The sequence below is a fragment of the Neohoeflea coraliihabitans genome, from assembly GCF_019334345.1.
GTDB lineage: Bacteria > Pseudomonadota > Alphaproteobacteria > Rhizobiales > Rhizobiaceae > Pseudohoeflea > Pseudohoeflea coraliihabitans.
Genome location: NZ_JAHWQX010000005.1, coordinates 24,076 through 43,327 on the forward strand (window position 1 = coordinate 24,076; position 19,252 = coordinate 43,327).

Consider the following 19,252-nt stretch of genomic DNA (forward strand, 5'->3'; position numbering starts at 1 on the left):
GATGAGCCAGTCCGAATTCGTTGCAAGCCCTTCCGTTGTGGCGCTGGCCGGCCGCATGGGCGTCGATCTGGCCGATGTGGCGCGCAGCGCCGACCGCACGCATATTGCCCGCGAGGATGTCGAGCGGCATGCCGGCGGGACCGGCGGGGGCTCAACCCAAACCGCGTCCGCGATCGCGCATGACAGCCGCTACTGGGAGGTCGATCATGCGGCTTTCGGGCCGGTAACCGAGGAGCCACTCTCGAAATTTGCCAAGGTCGCGTCGGACAATCTTTCGGCAGCCAATCGGATGATCCCACAGGTCACCCACCATGACCGCGCCGACATGCGCGCCGTCGAAGCCTTCCGGAGCAGTTTGAAAGGCGAGGCTGCGACACGGGGGATTCGGCTTACGGCGCTGGCCTTCCATGTGAAGGCGCTGGGCGTGTGCCTCAAGGAATTCCCGCGCTTCAATGCATCGCTGAGCAGCGACGGATCGACGTTGATCCTCAAATCCTATTGCCACATCGGCATTGCGGTCGACACGCCGCACGGCCTGATGGTTCCGGTCATCCGCGATATCGACCGAAAGGGCCTGTGGCAGATCGCCAGCGATATCGCCGATCTGGCACGCCGTGCTCAGGAGCGCAAAATCCGGCCGGACGAGATGGGCGGCGCGTCGATGTCCATTTCCAATCTCGGCGGCATCGGCGGCACCGCATTCACGCCGATCGTCAATCCGCCGGAACTGGCAATCCTTGGCATCACGCGCAGCGACGTGGTTCCGGTGTGGGAGAACGACAGCTGGGTTCCGGTGCCGATGGTGCCGCTCGATCTGTCCTATGATCACCGGGTGATCAATGGCGCCGATGCGGCGCGCTTCCTCGCCCGGTTCGCCGCCCTTCTGGCTGATCCGCGGCTGATGCTGATCTGAGAAGCGCACGGCAAGCTGCGGCAGCGATAAACGGGAGCCTCGATGGTGCAGGGACTGCAAATTGATTTGCGCGGTCGGACCGCTCTGGTCACCGGCGCCAGCCGGGGTATCGGCCGATCGATCGCCGAGACCCTGGCTCAATGCGGCGCCGACATTGTCGGGATCGGCACAAACCTCAAAAGCGCGCCGGGCGACCTCGCCGAGGCGATCGCTGCACGCGGCCGCCGTTTCACCGCCATCGATTGCGATCTCGGCGAGAGATCGCAGCTTGCCGCGCTGATCAAACGGCTGGCTGACCGGCAGATCGACATCCTGATCAACAATGCGGGCATCATCCGGCGGGCGCCGGCGGCAGAGCATGCGATCGAGGACTGGGATGCGGTGATGGCAGTCAATTGCGATGCGCCGTTCCTGCTGACCCAGGCGCTTGGCCGTGAGATGCTGAAACGCGGCAGCGGCAAGGTCGTCTTCGTCGCCTCGGTGTTGAGTTACCAGGGCGGAATCAACGTGCCAGGCTACGCAGCCAGCAAGGGGGCCGTGGCGCAATTGGTCAAGGCTTTCGCCAATGAATGGGCATCGCAAGGGGTAAACGTCAACGGTGTCGCGCCCGGCTATGTCGCCACCGACAACACGGCCGCACTACAGGCGGATTCGGAGCGGGAACGTGCCCTTCTCGAGCGGGTGCCGGCCGGACGCTGGGGGCGGCCCACGGAAATCGCCGAGCCCGTCGCATTTTTATGCAGTGATCTGGCCCGCTTCATCCATGGCACGATCCTGCCCGTCGATGGCGGCTGGCTCAGCCGGTAGCTCAGCTTCAGGCTTTGTCCAAATCTGATAAGTTGCTGCTTTCCTGATTGCCAGGATCTGAAATCCTCAGCCATCTTGGGAGGCGCCGGTGACGCGAGATGAGTTACTTCGCATCCTGGACTTTGCAACCACGTCCAGGCTGCTGTCTGAAGAACGCACCAATCTGGCGCAGACCGACGCGCGCTGGAATATTATCGCCTATGCGATGCGCCGGCACCTGGAAGGCAAGCTGCTGACGGTGACTTCGGCGGCCGCTGCTTCGGGCGTACCATATGGTACGGCGATGCGGCGGATCAACGAATTGCTCGAGGAAGAGCGCCTGCACAAGCGCTCGCGCTCGAAGTCCGGGCGCTCGTTCTCCCTGCACCCCTCGCGGGAACTGATCCGCGAGTTCGAGGCCTTCGCCCTGCAACTCAAGGCGCATGTGGGCAAGACCTTCGGTTTCAGCCAGGAGGATGGTGCCATCGGCGATTTCTTCTTTGGCGGCTCCTACATGACCGCGAAGATCCTGTCGTTCCCGAACGCGATGCGGACCGGGGTCGGCTACGACAAGACGCTGCGTGTGCTCGGGCCGCTGGATCCGACGTTTCGCACGCTGAAGGACAACAGCCGCACGCTGAACGAATTGTGCGGCTGCAATTTCGAATTCACGCTGTTGCCACTCGATGAACTACACGAGGCACTGCTCGACAACAGCCGCGCCCGCATTTCACGTTTCGATGTCGTCTCGTTCGACCTGCCATGGATCGGAGAGCTTTCTGAAAAACAGGTGGTGCTGCCGCTCGACAAGATCATCGAAACGGCACGCTACAATGCGTCCGATTTTCATACGGCGGCATGGAAGGGATCGCGCTACGGGCGGCATCAATACGGCATACCGATCCAGCCGACGACCGAGCTGCTCTTTTACCGCAGCGACATGTTTGCGCAGGCCGGGCTCGATGCGCCGGCGACAACCGAAGACGTGCTGCTGGCTGCCAAGACCCTGCACAAGAGCCGTATGGACATGAGCGGGATCGTGATGAATTACGGTCCGGGCCTGCCTGTGGCGCACAGCTTCATTCAGACCATGGCCGATTTCGGTGTGCCGGTGATCAATCTGCGCCGGGTCGGCAGCGACTACGACGCGTCGTCGATTTCGGGCGCGGAATTTCGCCCGATGGTCGACAGCGAGGCTGGACGGCAGGCCGCCGAATATCTGCGTGCACTTCTCGACTATGCCCATCCGGAGAGCCTGAAGTGCACCTGGGATCGGCGCATCGGTCTATTTTCCGATGGCCATGCCGCAATGACCTATGGCTGGTCCATTCGCGCCGCGGCCTTCGAACTCGACACCAAGTCGAAAGCCTATGGCAAGGTGTCATTCGTCGCTCACCCCGGCGGTTCGCCGGGGCATCGGGTCTCGCCGATCGGCGGCTTCGGGCTTGCCATTCCGGCCAATCTCGAAAAGGACCGGGTGCCGAACAGCTGGAAGGTGATGGAATATCTGGCGCGGCCGGAGATGATGAAGTGGTATGTGCAGAACGGCAATCTGACCAGTCCGCGCTATTCGACGAGCGCCGATCCGGAGGTGCGGTCCTTTTCCCCGATGATCCAGTTTCTCGACGGAATGGAACGACGCGGCGAAACTCAGATCTGGCCACGCCCGCCGATCCCCGAAATCAATGGCATCCTCGCCATTCTGGGGGTGGAAATCCACCGGATGCTGCGCGGCGAGACGCGCGTGGCGGATGCCCTGTCCAGCAGCCAGAAGCAAATTGACGAGATGATGCGCGCCAACGGCCGCTACTGAATTGCCCCGACCCGATTGCGGCGCAAAAAAACCGCGGCATGGGCATGCCGCGGTTTTCAATTTCATTCGGGAGAAGCCGCTTACCAGCTTGGACGCTCAAACTCCTCGACATTCTCCGGGGTCACCTTCGGTGTCTCGATGCCCTGCAGATCGGGGATATCGATGCCGTTGGCAGCCTTGACCGCGGTCTGAATCGCCAGGATGGCATCATCGATCGGCGATTGCTTGTTCGATCCTGAATGCCAGCCTTCCTTCATCGCATCCCAGCCTTCACCAAACTGGTTGCAGGTCACCACCTTGACCTCGCCCGGCTCCTTGCCGGCGCCTTTCAGGGCACTGATCACACCAAGGCCCATGCCATCGTCAAAGGCGTAGACACCATCGATCTCGTCGCCGAACTGGGTCAGGAAGGTTTCCATCACCGTCTGGGCTTTTTCGCGATTCCACTCCGCAGTCTGGCTGGCGAGAATGTTGATGCCGGGATAGTCGTCGGCCACCTTGTCAAGAAAGCAGTTCTTGCGAAGTATCGAGACCGTGTAGCCGGGTGTGCCCTCGACCACGACGATATTGCCTTCACCACCCAGCGCGTCCGCCAGCATTTCAGCCGATTGTTCGGCCTGCGCACAGTCATCGGGTCCGGTGTGGCCCTCGATATAGCGCCGCCCGGCCTCGCCAATCGGCGAGTTGGAGGTGATGATCGGGATTCCACTGCGCGATGCGGCCCGAATGGCCGGGATGAGCGCGTTCTGCGAGGTCGGCCAGACAACAATGGCATCCATGTTCTGCGACGCCATATCCTGGATCTGATTGAACTGTGTCGCGGGATCGCCTTGCGGATCCATGACGGTTGCGTTCAAGCCCAGTTCCTTGGTGTAGCTTTCGGCTGTCTCGGCATATTTGGCTTGGTAGGCATTCGAGCCGGGATACAACACCGTGATGCCGATACGCGTTTCGGACAACGGCTTTTTCAGTTCGCCGCCCAACCAATCAGGTGCATCCTGCGCCATGGCTGCCGACGCGACGGTGCTGGCAAGTATTGCGGCCACCGCCACACGCAGCGCTTTCGATTTCAGTTTCATCAGTTTCCTCCTCCTTAGCGGGTTCCCAGCGCAAGCTCGTTGGCGACCGGAACATCTGCTTCAAGCTCTTTCACATCTGCCATGTGACCGGCTCGCGGCGACAGGCTCAACCGTGGTGTTGTCCAAATCTGATTTATCCGGCGAAGCCCATCTGACACGTCACCGGCGCTGGCACAAACGCTCAAGCTGCACCACGATCCAGAATGGACTATTTCAATCTGTAAAGTGCAGGGCGCATTTCGTAAGGGAATGGGGGAGAGGAGATTTTCATGGACCGATCGTCGGCTGTCATAGCTCTTGTTCGCCGTCACGGCCTTATCGTCGCATTTCTGATCTTCATCGTTCTGGTCTCGGCGAACTCGCCGACATTTCTGACGGTTGGCAACTTTCTCGATGTGATACGGCAAACGTCGATCACCGGAATGATTGCCCTCGGCGTGACCTTTGTGGTGATTACCGGCCGATTCGATCTGTCAGTCGGCTCCATGCTGACCCTGCTGACGGTTGTCGTCGTCGATCAGCACAATGCCGTTGGACCGGGTCTGGCCCTGCTGTTCGTCCTGGTGGGCGGCATGGTGCTTGGGGCGGTCAACGGGCTGCTGATCGGTTTTATCGGGCTGAACGCGCTGATCGTCACGCTGGCCATGCTGTCCTTCCTGCAGGGCCTGACACTCCTCTATTCCGGCGGCGCCAACGTCAACATCGCCGATGCGCAAAGCTGGTTCGCGCTTTTCGGACGCGGGACGGTGTATAACATTCCCGTACCGGTTCTGATTTTTCTCGCCAGTGCCGCGGCGGCCAGCTTTCTCCTGCGCAAGACGATCTTCGGCCGCACGGTCTACGCTGTCGGCGGCAACGAGGTGGCGACCCGCTTTTCCGGCATCAACTCGCGATGGACGATCTTTCTCGCCTACGTGTTGTCGGGTCTGGCGACCGCCGGCGCGGCGATCATCATGGGCAGTCGCGTGATGGGCGCTCAGAACACGATCGGACAGGGCTACGAGCTCACCGTCCTTGCCGGTGTCGTGCTTGGCGGCACGTCGCTGATCGGCGGCTCGGGCAGCATCTGGCGGACCGTGCTCGGGATCATCATGCTCGGTTTCATCCAAAACGGTCTGCTGCTTCTGGGCTATCCCTATTATGTGCAGTGGCTGGTCACCTGGTTTGTCATCATCGCCGCGGTCTGGATCGATCTCGGGGCGAAACGCGGGAGACTTTTCGCATGACTGCAATGCTGGGCGCTTCGCGCTCCTCCGCCCACCTGCCGCGCGTGACAAACTGGCTGCTGCGCAATCATATCTGGATTTTCCTGGCGATTGCGATCGCGCTGTTCTCGTTCGCTTCGCCGTTCTTCCTGACGCTGAACAATCTCGGCAACGTGCTGACCCAAGCCGCATTCATCGGCATTTTGGCGATCGGCATGACGATGGTGATGATCAATGGCGAAATCGACCTTTCCGTCGGCGCCACGCTGGCTCTGGCGAATGCGCTGGCGATTGGCCTTCAGGGCGTGATCGGGGTCTGGCCAGCGGTGTTTTGCGGCTTGCTGGCCGGGGCCGGCCTCGGGTTCCTCAATGGCAGCATCATTGTGCTGTCGGGCATGCATTCCTTTGTTGTCACGCTCGGGGCACTGATCGGCATTCGCGGTCTGGTGTTTGTCTATACCGGCGAGAACGCCTTGATGGTCGAGGACTTCTCCTACACTGAATATGCCGACATCAGCTGGGGTCCGCTGTCGCTAACCGCGCTGATCTTTCTCGGGCTTGCCCTCTTCTTTCAGTGGATCCTGGCATGGACCCGGCATGGCCGGGAGGCCTATTCCGTCGGGGACAATATAAATGCGGCATTCGATGCGGGCATCAACATCAAGCGCCACAAGATCATCAATTTCACGATCTGCGGGGCGTTGGCGGCCGTCGCCGGGATTCTTCTGTCGATGCGTCTAGGAACGGCCGAGCCGAATGCCGGCAAGATCTGGGAGCTCTGGACGATCATCGCGGTGGTTCTCGGTGGCACCCGTTTGCAAGGCGGTTTCGGCAATATGTGGATGACCATCGGCGGCGTGCTGACGCTGGCGGTGCTGCGCAACGGATTGCGGCTTCTCAACACGCCCAACTACGTGGAACTGATGGTGATGGGCGCGTTTCTGATCCTCGCCCTGCTGCTCGACCGGTTCATCTCGCTGAGGATGGCGAAATGACTGCAAGGCCTCAGGACGCGCCGGTTCTTGAAATTCGCGGCATCTGCAAAACGTTTCCCGGTGTGCGCGCCCTCGACGAGGTGTCGTTCAATGTCGGCAAAGGCGAGGTGCATGCGATTGTCGGCGAGAACGGCGCCGGCAAATCAACCCTGATGAAAGTGCTGGCCGGGCTGCACGCTCCCGACGGCGGCAAGCTCGTCTACAACGGCCAGGAGCAATCCTTCACCTCACCGCTCGATGCACGCCTGAAGGGCATTCTGCTCGTTCACCAGGAACTGTCGCTGTCGCCGGAGCTGTCTGTTGCCGAAAACATCTATCTGGGTGCCTGGCCGACCAACCGGGTCGGCGTCTTGAGGAAAAAGAAACTGCACGAGGATGCACGGGCGGCGCTGCAGGCGCTGGGCAGCGATATCAACCCGATGACACGGGTGGGAGAACTGTCGATCGCCCGTCAGCAGATGGTGGAAATCGCCCGCGCCCAGGCGTTCAACGCCAATGTGGTGATATTCGACGAACCCACGGCTTCGCTGGCCGATACGGAAAAGGCGCAATTGTTCAAAACGATTCTGGAGCTGAAGGAACGCGGCCGGAGCATTCTGTACATCTCGCACAAGATGGACGAGATTTTTGCCATCACCGACCGGATAACCGTTCTGCGCGACGGCAAGTACCAAGGCACGGAGACGACTGCCGAGACGGATATCGACAAGATCACACGGATGATGATCGGGCGCGATCTCGATGCTTATTTTCATCGCGCCAAGAGTGCCCCCGGGGCCGAGGTGCTGCGGGTCGAGAAAATGTGCAGCAGCGATTTCTCGGATGTCTCGCTTTCGGTGCATGCGGGTGAAGTGCTCGGCCTTTACGGTCTGATCGGCGCCGGGCGGTCCGAAGTTGCGGAATCCCTGTTCGGCATGCGCCAGATCCGTAGCGGAACCCTCTATTGGCATGGCGAGGAAACGCCATTTCCGAAGCCGCGCCAAGCCATCGAAATGGGGATCAGCCTGGTTCCGGAAAGCCGCAAGGAACAGGGATTGGTGCTCGGCATGAATGGCCGGGAGAACACCACCCTGCCCCATCTGAGCGCTTATGCGCAGGCCGGGGTGATGGTTCATTCGCGCGAGATGCAGACCTACCGAGAGTATGTCGATCTGCTCGACATCCGCACATCGGGCCCCGACCAGCTGGTGGCCACCCTGTCGGGCGGCAACCAGCAGAAATTCGTTCTTGCCAAGTGGCTTTGCGGCCATCCCAAGCTGATCATTCTCGATGAGCCGACCCGCGGCATCGATATCGGATCGAAATCCGCCATTCACAAATTCATCGCCGGCCTCGCCGAGCAGGGCCTCGCGGTCATCGTGATCTCCTCGGAGATGCCGGAGATCCTTGGCGTCAGTCACCGCGTCGCGGTGATGTCAGAAGGCAAGATTGTCGCCGAATTTACCGGCGCTGACCAGACCGAGGAAAATCTGATCGCTGCCGTTTCGGAACGCCGGAACGTGGAGGCGCCGGAGGAGGGATCGGCGGAGCGCCCGCCGGTTGACGCGCGGGCGGTTATGGGCGGGCAAGGCTGATTGCCGATGTCCAAAACGGACACCGCACAGATTTTTCCAGGGCCCGTCCCGTGGCACCATTGGATCAATGACAACGGGGCAGCGGGAACACACGGTGACGAAAGATGTGAAGAGCTACGACTACATCGTCATCGGCGCCGGTTCGGCGGGCTGCGCCGTGGCGGGACGACTGGGTGAAGCCGGCCACAAGGTGCTGCTGCTCGAGGCGGGCGGCGCGGATCGCAATCCGTGGATCCACATCCCGCTTGGCTATTCGCGTCTCTATGCCAATCCGAAGGTCAACTGGTGCTATGAAAGCTGCGAAGAGCCGCATCTGAACAACCGCCGGCTGTTCCAGCCGCGCGGCAAGGTGCTGGGTGGGACCGGCGCCATCAACGGCATGATCTACATGCGCGGCCAGCCCGAAGATTTCGATGGATGGCGGGAACAGGGCTGCACCGGCTGGGGATGGGACGACGTGCTGCCGTTCTTCAAGTCCTGCGAAGACCAGGAACGTGGACCGAATGCTTATCACGGGGTCGGCGGACCGGTGGCCGTTTCCGATCTGCGGACCCGCCATCGGCTGGGCGAAGCCTTTCACGCCGCCTCGGAACGGCTTGGCGTTCCGCCCAACAGCGATTTCAACGGCGCTCGGCAGGAAGGCACCGGCTATGTGCAGACCACGACCCGCAAGGGGTGGCGCTGGAGCACCGCATCGGGGTATCTGCGCGGGGCGGCGCTGAAAAACATCAATATCCGGGTCAATGCCCTCGTTCAGCGGATCCGCATCGCCGAGGGGCGGGCTGTCGGTGTGCGGTGGACCGAGGGAACCGCAGAGCATGAAGCGAAGGCGGATGGCGAGATCATCCTGTGCGGCGGCGCCTTCAATTCCCCGCAGATCTTGCAGGTCTCCGGCATTGGGCCGGGTGCGGTGCTGCGCGCGGCGGGGATCGACGTCGTGCACGACCTTCCCGGAGTCGGTGAAAACCTCCAGGACCATTTCGGAATCGGCGCCGAGTACCGCTCGACCGTCAAATCGACCGTCAATGATCTGTACAACAATCCGATCAAGGGCGGGGCGCAGCTGCTGCGCTATCTGCTGTTTCGCACCGGACCATTTGCCGATAATGGCAACTATTCCAACACGTTCATTCGCAGCGGCCCGGACATCGACCGGCCTGACATGATGGTCACGTTCATGGCCTGGTGCACCTCCGAAGAGCTCAAGCCATTGCCATTTTCAGGTTTCACGATCCTGGCGGAGCATATGCGGCCGCAATCGCGGGGTCATGTCCAGGTGACCTCGGACGATGCGGCAATCCAGCCAAAAATCCAGTTCAATTTCTTCGCCGACGAGGCCGACCAGCAGGCGGCGCTGGCCGGCCTGAAGTTCGCGCGCAAGATCGGGCAGACACAGCCGATGGCCGACTGCATCGACTATGAAATCGCCCCCGGGCGCGACGTCGAGACCGACGACGCCCTGCTGGCCTATTGCCGCGCCAATGGTCTGTCGCTGCTGCACCCCGTCGGCACCTGCAAGATGGGGACGGGTGCAGATGCGGTGGTTGATCCGCAATTGAAAGTGCATGGTCTCAAGGGTCTGCGCGTTGTCGATGCCTCGATCATGCCGCGTATCGTCACCGGCAACACCAACGCGGCCACGATCATGATCGGAGAGAAGGGCGCCGCCCACATTCTTGCCGATGCCAGGCAGTGAACGGGAAAGGAAGTTTGCGATGCTAGGACTGGCCTTGCTGGGAAGCGGCCGCATGGCCGATGTCTACGGCCCGAAGATCAATGCGCATCCCGGCTTTCATCTGGTGACCATCTACAATCCGAGGCTGGCATCAGCCGAGAAGGCCGTTGCCCGCCACGGCGGGACAGCCGACGATGACCTTGCCCGGGTGCTCGGCGACGATCGGATCGACGCTGTGATCATCGCGACACCGACGGACACACATCTGGAATATGTGCAGGCCTGCGCCAAGGCCGGCAAGCCGGTCTATTGCGAGAAGCCGCTCGACATGACTCTCGAGCGGGTCGACAAGTGCCTGGATGCGCTGGCAGCCCATCCGGTGCCGTTCATGCTCGGGTTCAACAGGCGCTTCGACCCGGATATAAGGCGCCTGCAAACCGCCGTGCGGGATGGCGAGATCGGCGCCCTGACCTTTCTGATGAGCTGGAGCCGCGAGCCGGCGCCGCCACCGATCGCGTATGTTCGGCGCTCGGGCGGTTACTTCATCGATGCCACCATCCACGACATCGATCTGCTGTGCTGGATAGCCGGCGAACGACCTGCGGAGGTGTTTGCATCCGGCTCGTGCCTGTTTGACCCGGCAATTGCCGCGGAGGGCGACGTCGATGCGACGATGACCGTGATGAAGATGCCCTCGGGGTGCCTGGCCCATGTCAACAACAGCCGTGCCTGCGCTTATGGGTTCGATCAGCGGCTGGAAGCCTTCGGACGTGATGGCATGCTGCAAACGCGCAACCATCGCGATGACAATCTGGTGCGCTGGGACGACACGCGTACCAACGCCTCGATGCCTCTCAAGCATTTCTTCCTGGAGCGCTACGATGCCTCCTTCTATCACGCACTGGACGAATTTCACCGCGCCCTGACAGAGGAGCGCGCGCCGTCCTGCACCGCGGCAGACGGCCGGACGGCACTGGCGATCGCGCTTGCGTGCGAGCGCTCGCGGCGCGAGCATCGGGCCGTCGAACCGGAGTATGTCTGATGGCGTCCGACCCCAGGGAAACACAGGCCGAGCCGGAGGCGAAGACGCCGGTCGGCATCGGTCTGGTCGGCGCCGGCTTCATGGGGCGCTGTCACGCGCATGCGTTTCGGTCCGTTTCGGGCCTTTTCGATTTGCCGCTGACGCCGGTCGCGCGAGTGCTTGCCGATGCGACGCCGGAGGCGGCAAGACTGAATGCCGCCGCTCTCGGCTTCGCGCGTGGCACGGACAACTGGCGGCAGCTGTGCAGCGATCCTGATGTCGACATCGTCGCGGTGACGGCGCCGAATGCGCTGCATGAGCCGATCGTCATGGCCGCCATCGAAGCGGGAAAGACGGTTTACTGCGAAAAACCGCTTTCGACGACAGTGGCAAGCGCCGAGCGAATGGCTGCCGCCGCGGAAGCGGCCGGAACCGTGACGATGGTCGGGTTCAACTTTCTGCGCAATCCGATGGTCAAGCTGGCACGCGACATCATCCGCTCTGGCGAGCTGGGCGAAATCGTCAGCTTTCGCGGCCGTCACGCGGAAAACTACATGTGCGATCCCGACATCGCGCATTCGTTCCGCACCGATCGCAACGGCGGTGGGGCGGCAGCCGATATCGGCAGCCATATCGTTTCGATGTCGAGGTATCTCCTCGGTCCAATCGAGACCGTACGCGCGAGCTGCACGACGATCCATCCGACGCGGCCGGTCTGCGCCGGTAGCCAAACACGGACACCGGTCGAGGTCGACGATGTGACGCATGCCCTGGTCCGTTTTGCCAATGGCGCTCGCGGAAGCATCGAGGCAAACTGGGCCGCCTATGGACGGACAATGGATCTGTCCTTCGAAGTGACCGGAACACGCGGCGCCATCGTGTTCACGCAGGAAAGGATGAACGAACTGCACATCGCCCGGGCGCTGCCGAATGGTGCTGCCGGACGGTTCTTGAAGATCGAAGCCGGACCGGAGCATGCACCCTATGGTCAGTTCTGTCCGGCCCCCGGCCATCATCTCGGCTTTAACGATCTGAAGATCATTGAGGTCGCGGAGTTGCTCGGCGCGGTTGCCGGGGGTGCCGCTTGCGGGCCGGATTTCCGCGAGGGCGTTGATGTGCAAAGGGTCATCGAAGCAATGCAAACCTCCGCGCGTGAAGATTGCACCGTGACGCTGGCGTAAAATGCGCCGGACGATAGTTCGCGCGCGAACGGAATGCGGGCGAGTCCAGCGAAGTTTTATCCGGTTTGAATATTTTCATTTTCGATTTGGATATTTTCGCGATTTCGCAGATCCACCTGTTGCATTTCGATGTGCGCAAACGATTGCGCAACCGAAAAGGAAAGTCATTCGTGTCAGAAGCGATCTTCAATGTTCATTTTTCCGCCCAGGGGGTCTGCGTCGGCAAGCTTCGCAACGAGGTGACATGCAAGGCGACAGAGCCTTTCCAAGTGGAACGGATGCTGGCCACCGATGAAGGCAAATTCCAGGGGGGCGAGGACACGTCGCCGACGCCGCTCGAGTTCTTTCTCACAGGCTGGGTCGGGTGTCTGATGACCCAGATCCGCGTGTTCTCGCGGCGCATGAAGATCGAAATCGACGATGTGGAAGTGCACTGCCGGGCCCGTTGGGAAGCTCTTCCGGACGCCGTTGCACCCTATCGCGGGCGGCCGGTTGGCTTTGAGGTCGACATTGACGTGACCAGCTCGAGCGACCGGGTTGATGACTTGATCGAGGCGGCGCGGCGCGGCTGCTTTGTCGAGCAGACACTCGCGCAGGCCAATCCGATCGTTCACCGGATGCGCGTCAATGAAGCCGCGTGGCAGACATTGGCGTCCTGATCGGGACGTTTATTTTCAGAGGAGGAAACCAATGACTCAATCCCCAGACCGCAACACCTTTCGGCAGGCACGACGCCTGCTTGTAGCCGGACTATTCGCCAGCGGCTGCGGCCTCGCATTGCCGGCGCATGCCGCCGAAGAGATCGACGTCTCGATCGTTTCGGGCTTTTCACCGGCTGTGGCCGCGGTCAAGATGCTCAAGGAGAGCTTCATGCCGGGCGTGGACGAGCGGCTGGCAAAGACGGGTAACTACAAGATCAACTGGCAGGAAGCCTTTTCCGGCACGCTCGCCAAGCCGGCCGGAGAACTCGAAGCCATCGAGACGGGCCTGGCCGACATGGGCGTCATTCCGACCGGGTTTCACGCCGACAAGCTGCCTGTCTACCAGATTGGCTATGTGACGCCATTCACCACCACGGATCTGGTCCTGATCCACAAGGTGGTGGATGAGCTGGTCGAGAAATATCCGGCCTTCCGCGAGACCTGGGAGGGGCTCAATCAGGTGACGCTCTCGGCGAGCGGCATTCCGGACAATTACATTATCTGCTCGAGCAAGCCGGTCGAATCGGTTGCCGATATCGAAGGGTTGAAGATTGCCGGCGCCGGACCCAATCTGCGCTGGATCGAACCGGCTGGCGCCACCGGTGTCACTGGCTCGCTGGGCAATTTCTACCAGCTCGTTGAAACCGGCGTCGTCGATGCGATGCTGGTGTGGGGCGAGTCCGTGGTCTCATTGAAATTCTACGAGGTTTGCGGCAATTATTTCGATGCCAAGCTTGGTGGCGTGAACTCCTATGTCATCAACGCAAACAAGCAATCCTGGGAGAGCTATCCGGATGAGGTCAAGGAGGCGATGATCGCCGCGGCCAAGGATTACGGTGTTGATATCGGCGAGTTCGCGGCACGGCTTGGCGCCAAGGCGCGCGAGACGGTTCTGGAAAACGGCGGCACCGTTGTCGAGATTGATCCGGCCGAGCGCACCGAGCTTGCCGAATCGCTGCCCAATCTCGCCCAGGAATGGGCTGAGTCTCTCGAAGCGCAGGGCGTGCCGGCGAAGGAAATCCTCGCCGAGTACATGCAGGCGATGCGCGATGCCGATCAGCCGATCGCGCGCCAGTGGGACCAATGACACCAGAGCAAAACAAAGCTTCCGGAGGGGCCCCGGCCCCTTCGGAAGCAAACTGGCTGTCGCGCGGCTTCAAGACCGTCGTCGGCAGCATGGATATCCTCGGCGCCGCCATGGTGCTCGGCATGGTTATCCTGGTGAATATGGATGTGTTCGGTCGCTGGCTGTTTAACGCGCCGATGCCGGGAACGCTGGAACTGACCGAACTGGGAATCGTCGCGGTGGTCTATCTACAACTGGCCTATGCCATCCGAAGCCGGCGTCTGACGCGATCCGACAGCTTTCTCGATTTTCTCGCCCGCAAAGGGGCATTGCGCGCCAATGCCGGCCTGCGGTTTGTCTTCAATCTCTGCGGCGCTGCAATTCTGACGATCATTGCCTATGGCCAGTTGCCGCGGCTGATCGATGCCTGGAGCCGCGGCTACTTCAAAGGCAATGTCGGGGTGTTCACAGCGCCGACCTGGCCGTTCGAAACCATTCTGCTGATCGGCGCCAGCGCCGGCGCGATCCAGTTTCTGGTGTTGGCGTTCGGTAATCTGGCGCAATGGCGAAAAGCGAGGTCAGTCGCGTGACCGTTCTGGCAAGGCGATTTTCCGCAACGCCCGGAGGCGCCGTATGAGCGGCATCGAAATCGGATTTCTCTCGGTCGGCTCGATCGTTCTGCTGATCTATTCGGGGCTGCATGTGGGTATTGCCCTGAGCCTGGTCTCCTTCGTATCCGTGGCGCTGCAGAAAAACAGCCTGACCCTGGCGGTCAAGCTGCTGACGCTGGCGGCCGCCGACGGCATTGCCGATCAGACTTTCGCGGTCATCCCGCTGTTCGTGCTGATGGGCCTGATCATGAGCGCTTCCGATGTGGGGCGCGATGCCTACGATGTCGGCGACTATTTCCTGCGCCGGATTCGCGGCGGTCTGGGACTTGCGACGGTCGGTTCCAATGCCGTGTTCGCCGCCGTGACCGGCGTGTCGATCGCCTCGGCGGCCGTCTTCACCCGCGTCGCGGTCCCGGAAATGCTGCGCCTTGGCTACAATCCGCGTTTTGCAGTCGGCACCGTTGCCGGCAGTTCGGTGCTCGGCATGCTTATACCGCCCAGCATTCTCCTGATCATCTATGCCATCCTTGTCGAGGAATCGATCGGCATGATGTTCTTTGCGGGCATCGGTCCGGGCATTCTGCTTTCCGGCGTTTACTGCGCGGGGATCATCGGCATGGCCTATCTCATGCCCGGTTTCGTCTATGACCGCACCGGCCGCTACGCAGCGGCTGCGGCAGCGGCCGCCGGCGGGACCGCCGAACCACCACGCAACGGACGAACGATCATTCTCAAGGCGCTGCCGCTGCTCGGCCTGGTCCTTATCGTTCTGGGCGGCATCTACGGCGGCATCTTCACGCCGACCGAAGCGGGAGCGGTCGGATCAGCCGCCGCCCTGCTGCTGGCCATTGCCCGCCGGCGGATGAACCTGAAAGCCTTCTGGAAGGTCGTGCGCGAGACGGGACACATCACGGCTTCGATCTGCTTTCTGATCATCGCCGCGACCATGTACAGCCGATCGCTGGCGCTGGCCGGCGTGCCGGCGGAAATCGGCGAGATGGTGCGCACAACCACCGGTGAATTTCTGCTTGTCGTGGCAATCTACGTGCTGATCGTCTTGGTTCTCGGCACCATCATCGATTCCGTCTCGATCATCCTGATCATGGTCCCGTTGTTTCTTCCAGTCATGCAGGGATTTGGGGCCGATCCGATCTGGTTCGGCATTCTGACGGTCATCGCCGTCGAAGTCGGCCTGCTCAGTCCGCCCATGGGGATTGCCTGTTTCGTCATCAAAGGCTGCCTCGACGACCCGTCGATCACGCTTGGCGATGTGTTCCTCGGCGCGCTACCATTCGCGATCATGATGGTCCTGGTGCTGGCACTCCTGACAGCCTGGCCGCATCTGGTCTATATCAATCAGTGGCTGTAGTCCGGCATGCTTGCGTGACTTGAGGTGAGCCGGACGCCGGCTCTGCGTGAGGCGAGGGCGGCACCGTGAACGAGAAAAAAGCCCCCAGAGGCCGTCCCCGGGTGCGGCTCTCCGATGTGGCCGCTGCGGCGGGGGTCCACGCTTCGACCGTGTCGCGTGTGCTGCGGCCGGGCGCTGATGGTCGCGTCTCCGGCGAAGTGGCCGAAAAGATCCGAAGCATGGCGCAGAAGATGGGCTACCGGCCCAATTCCCTGGCCTCGGGGTTGCGGACCAATTCGACCCGCTCCATCGGACTGATCATTCATGACATGAATGATCCGGTGTACCCGCCGATCCTCAGTGGCATCGAAGCGCAACTGGCGCCACAGGAATTCGTCGTGCTCGTCGGCAACACCGGCTACGATCTCAAGTCGGAACTCGAACTGGTCGATCGCATGGCGGCGCAAATGGTCGATGGCCTGTTTCTGGCCACGACGCGGCTTGACGACCCGGTGGTGCGGCGGTGCCGCGACTACGCCATCCCCGTCGTCTCCGTGCTTCGCTTTTCGGAGGATGACTTCACGCCGGCGGTCATCAATGACTGCTATGGCGGCATGCGTGATCTGGTGCAGCACGCCATTGCGCTCGGGCATCGTGATCTTGCACATATCGGGGCGCCGCAGACGCTTTCCACGGCGCGCGAGCGACTGCATGGTTACCGCGACGCGCTTGCAGAGGCCGGGTTCGCCATGCGCAATGACCGGTTGACTTTTGTCACAAGGATGACGGTGGAAGGCGGCGAACAGGCAACGCGCCGGTTGCTTGCGGAAGCGGAGTCTCCTCCCTCCGTTCTGATCTGTGTCAATGATCTCGTCGCGCTGGGGGCGCTGCGGGCGTGCCGGGATGTCGGCCTGCGGGTGCCGGAGGATATCTCGATCACCGGCTACAATAATATCCCGCTGGTCGGCATGATCGATCCGCCACTAACCACCGTGAAAATGGATCTTGACCGGATTGGCCGAACTGCCGGAGCCGTGATGCTGGACCTGCTCTTGGGCAAATCCGACCCCCCATCCGCAAAGGCGGCGCAGCGGATCCGCCGCATCGCCTCGACCCAGATCCCCCGCGCTTCACTGGCACCGGCGCGCACCGGCTGACTCCCCTGCCTTCCGAATCCAAGGTCGTCAGGAGTCCAGCCGTACATTGCGGATTGCCCGGCTGATGACATCGCAAATGTGCCGCTTTACGGGTCCGATTCCGCTGGTGGCGGAGACCAGTATCCCGATGCGCGTATTGGCCAGGCCCTCCTGGATGAGGGGGATGAATTTCAGCTGCCTTTGCTCGACCTCCTTGAGAAATCCGATCTTGGTGTAAAGGCCGACGCCCTGACCTTCGAGAATCATCTGCTTGGCGACAACAAGGGTGTTGGTGAAAATGTGCGTCGACAGCGGCGAGGCGAGCGAGGATACGTGCTGGTCGATAATCGAGTTGCGGCCGCGGGCGTCGATCGTGCGGACGAGCCGATAATTGCCGATGTCCTCGACCGTGACATTGGTGCGCTCGGCAAGAGGATGGTCCGGCCGCAGGATCACACCAAACGGCGCCGATTTTTCAGAGACCACGCGCACGCCGGGATGCAGCTCGAACAAGAAGGTGATGCCGACATCGGTCTCGCCGCTGGCCACGGACCGCATCACCTCGTCAGGCTGAGCCGTCGTGATCGATATCGAGATGTCCGGAAAGGATTGGCTGAAGCGCTGCAAGGCCTGAGGCAAGATCCCGTAGGCAACGGAATCGATCGTGGCGAGATTGATGTGACCTGTGCGCAGGTCACGCAGATCATCGATCAGGATCTTCGTCCGCTCGAAATCGTGGAGCGTCTTGCGGCAGTGCTCAAGCAGGATGCTGCCGATGCTGGTCAGCTCCACGCCTTCCGGCGTCCGGTCGAACAACGCCACGCCGAGCCGTTTTTCGACGCTGAGGATCTTTCGGTTCACCGATGTCGAGGACACGTTGAGGACGCTCGACGCCTTTCTGATCGAGCCGTGGCGGGCGACTTCATCGAAATATCTCAGGAAGATGGAATGCACCTGACACCTCCGGGCGCTAGGCGATGCATAAAATGCACCGCTGCAGGCTGCAATTAGTCCTTCCTGCATCACACCGCAAGACTTAAGGTCAGCAGTCATTAGCCAAGTCCACGAACCCGAACGTATGAGCAACAGGAGAGAACCATGATCCGTCTGGCGCAAACTGGCCTGAGCCGCCGATCCTTGTTGAAGTCGATGTGCGCTACGGCGGGGGCACTGTCCGCCGGCACGTTCGTCAGCATCGACAGGGCGCGTGGCCAGGATATGTTCGATGTGACACTGCAACTCGGCTGGCTGGCCAGCAATGGCATTCTGGGCGAAGTGGTCGCGGACAAGAAGGGATTCTTCGCCGAGGAGGGGCTGACGCTCGATATCGTACCGGGCGGACCAAATATTGACGGTGTCGCGTCGGTTGCCTCCGGGCGTGCGAATCTTGGATCGATTTCATCGAGCCCGTCCTTGATGCTCGCCCGCTCTGCCGGATTGCCGATAAAATGCATTGCTGCAGGCTATCAGCAGCATCCATTCACGTATTTCTCACTCAAGAAAAACCCGGTGAATGTGCCCGCAGATCTGGTCGGAAAGCGCGTCGCCACCAACGGCACCGCCCGTATCCTGCTTCGTGCCCTGCTGGCCAAGAACGAGATCTCGGAGGACGATGTCGAGGTTTCGGTGATGGGGTCCGACATGGCGCCGTTGATGACCGGGCAGGTGGACGTGGTCACCGGCTGGAAGACGAACACCAGCGCGCTAGCCATTCTCGGCGATCAGCGCAACGACATGTCCCTGTGGGATGCCGGCATCCAGCTTTATGCAAACCCCTATTATGTCACCGACAGCACGCTTGCCGATCACCCGGAACAGGTTGCCGCCATGATACGGGCGATCTCACGCGGCTGGGGTTATGTCCATGACAATCGCGAGGAAGCCGTCGACATCCTGGTCGAACGGTATCCGAACATGGACCGCCAGAAGGAGCTTGAGACGGTCGATCTCGTCGTTGACTACTCGTTCAACGAGAACACCGCAGCCAATGGCTGGGGGACGATGACGAAAGAGAACTGGCAGGCCCAGATCGACATCTACGATGAGCTTGGACAGTTCGAGAACGACGCCCCTGCGGTCGATGACATCATGACGCTCTCGATCCTTGAGGAAACCGCGGAAACGCGTCCCAAATACGGGTGAGGTGAG

General features: G+C 61.3%; 17 protein-coding genes. 15 read left to right on the forward strand and 2 right to left on the reverse strand.

Going from position 1 to position 19,252, the window contains the following annotated elements; translation table 11 throughout:
• The first annotated feature begins 1 nt into the window (after position 1).
• The 3 genes from KY465_RS17245 to KY465_RS17255 all read left to right on the forward strand — a co-directional run bounded on the left by KY465_RS17245 (position 2) and on the right by KY465_RS17255 (position 3,512).
• Entirely contained in the window at positions 2-913 is a 912-nt protein-coding gene (locus tag KY465_RS17245; RefSeq protein WP_219203359.1) for a 2-oxo acid dehydrogenase subunit E2, read from the forward strand.
• 42 nt (positions 914-955) lie between these two features.
• A complete protein-coding gene (locus KY465_RS17250; protein ID WP_219203360.1) occupies positions 956-1,720 on the forward strand; it encodes an SDR family oxidoreductase in 765 nt (254 codons plus the stop codon).
• Positions 1,721-1,808: 88 nt separating this feature from the next.
• A complete protein-coding gene (locus KY465_RS17255; protein WP_219203361.1) occupies positions 1,809-3,512 on the forward strand; it encodes an ABC transporter substrate-binding protein in 1,704 nt (567 codons plus the stop codon).
• Between the two features lie 80 nt (positions 3,513-3,592).
• Here the strand turns inward: KY465_RS17255 and KY465_RS17260 are convergent, their stop codons facing one another.
• On the reverse strand, positions 3,593-4,591 hold the full coding sequence (locus KY465_RS17260; RefSeq protein ID WP_219203362.1) for a sugar ABC transporter substrate-binding protein: 999 nt from the start codon (positions 4,589-4,591) through the stop codon (positions 3,593-3,595).
• Positions 4,592-4,860: 269 nt separating this feature from the next.
• Here KY465_RS17260 and KY465_RS17265 point away from each other — a divergent pair, with 269 nt between their 5' ends.
• The 11 genes from KY465_RS17265 to KY465_RS17315 all read left to right on the forward strand — a co-directional run bounded on the left by KY465_RS17265 (position 4,861) and on the right by KY465_RS17315 (position 17,125).
• The gene (locus KY465_RS17265) at positions 4,861-5,817 is read left to right on the forward strand and encodes an ABC transporter permease (RefSeq protein ID WP_219203363.1); all 957 of its coding nucleotides are present in this window, start codon (positions 4,861-4,863) and stop codon (positions 5,815-5,817) included.
• Positions 5,814-6,791 carry an ABC transporter permease gene (locus tag KY465_RS17270; RefSeq protein WP_219203364.1) on the forward strand — a complete coding sequence of 326 codons (978 nt, stop codon included), beginning with the start codon at positions 5,814-5,816 and terminating at the stop codon, positions 6,789-6,791. Before KY465_RS17265 ends, KY465_RS17270 begins: the two co-directional genes overlap by 4 nt.
• Positions 6,788-8,365: a sugar ABC transporter ATP-binding protein gene (locus KY465_RS17275; protein ID WP_219203365.1), complete on the forward strand. Its 1,578-nt coding sequence runs from the start codon at positions 6,788-6,790 to the stop codon at positions 8,363-8,365. The genes KY465_RS17270 and KY465_RS17275 overlap by 4 nt, the downstream gene beginning before the upstream one ends.
• Before the next feature lie 94 nt (positions 8,366-8,459).
• On the forward strand, positions 8,460-10,061 hold the full coding sequence (locus KY465_RS17280; RefSeq protein ID WP_219203366.1) for a GMC family oxidoreductase: 1,602 nt from the start codon (positions 8,460-8,462) through the stop codon (positions 10,059-10,061).
• Positions 10,062-10,080: 19 nt separating this feature from the next.
• Complete coding sequence (locus tag KY465_RS17285) at positions 10,081-11,082, forward strand: Gfo/Idh/MocA family oxidoreductase (protein ID WP_219203367.1); 1,002 nt, start codon at positions 10,081-10,083, stop codon at positions 11,080-11,082.
• A complete protein-coding gene (locus KY465_RS17290; RefSeq protein WP_219203368.1) occupies positions 11,082-12,242 on the forward strand; it encodes a Gfo/Idh/MocA family protein in 1,161 nt (386 codons plus the stop codon). The genes KY465_RS17285 and KY465_RS17290 overlap by 1 nt, the downstream gene beginning before the upstream one ends.
• A 170-nt stretch (positions 12,243-12,412) precedes the next feature.
• Entirely contained in the window at positions 12,413-12,901 is a 489-nt protein-coding gene (locus tag KY465_RS17295) for an OsmC-related (seleno)protein (protein ID WP_219203369.1), read from the forward strand.
• 31 nt (positions 12,902-12,932) lie between these two features.
• Positions 12,933-14,030 carry a C4-dicarboxylate TRAP transporter substrate-binding protein gene (locus KY465_RS17300; protein WP_219203370.1) on the forward strand — a complete coding sequence of 366 codons (1,098 nt, stop codon included), beginning with the start codon at positions 12,933-12,935 and terminating at the stop codon, positions 14,028-14,030.
• On the forward strand, positions 14,027-14,599 hold the full coding sequence (locus KY465_RS17305) for a TRAP transporter small permease subunit (protein ID WP_219203371.1): 573 nt from the start codon (positions 14,027-14,029) through the stop codon (positions 14,597-14,599). Before KY465_RS17300 ends, KY465_RS17305 begins: the two co-directional genes overlap by 4 nt.
• 43 nt (positions 14,600-14,642) lie before the next feature.
• Entirely contained in the window at positions 14,643-15,989 is a 1,347-nt protein-coding gene (locus KY465_RS17310) for a TRAP transporter large permease (protein ID WP_219203372.1), read from the forward strand.
• Between the two features lie 65 nt (positions 15,990-16,054).
• Positions 16,055-17,125 (forward strand): LacI family DNA-binding transcriptional regulator, encoded by a 1,071-nt coding sequence (locus tag KY465_RS17315; protein WP_219203373.1) that lies wholly within the window; start codon positions 16,055-16,057, stop codon positions 17,123-17,125.
• Between the two features lie 27 nt (positions 17,126-17,152).
• On the opposite strand, the gene KY465_RS17320 is transcribed toward KY465_RS17315, so the two are convergent.
• Positions 17,153-18,058 carry a LysR family transcriptional regulator gene (locus KY465_RS17320; RefSeq protein WP_219203374.1) on the reverse strand — a complete coding sequence of 302 codons (906 nt, stop codon included), beginning with the start codon at positions 18,056-18,058 and terminating at the stop codon, positions 17,153-17,155.
• 153 nt (positions 18,059-18,211) lie between these two features.
• Here KY465_RS17320 and KY465_RS17325 point away from each other — a divergent pair, with 153 nt between their 5' ends.
• Positions 18,212-19,246 carry an ABC transporter substrate-binding protein gene (locus tag KY465_RS17325; RefSeq protein WP_428983051.1) on the forward strand — a complete coding sequence of 345 codons (1,035 nt, stop codon included), beginning with the start codon at positions 18,212-18,214 and terminating at the stop codon, positions 19,244-19,246.
• Positions 19,247-19,252 lie beyond the last annotated feature (6 nt).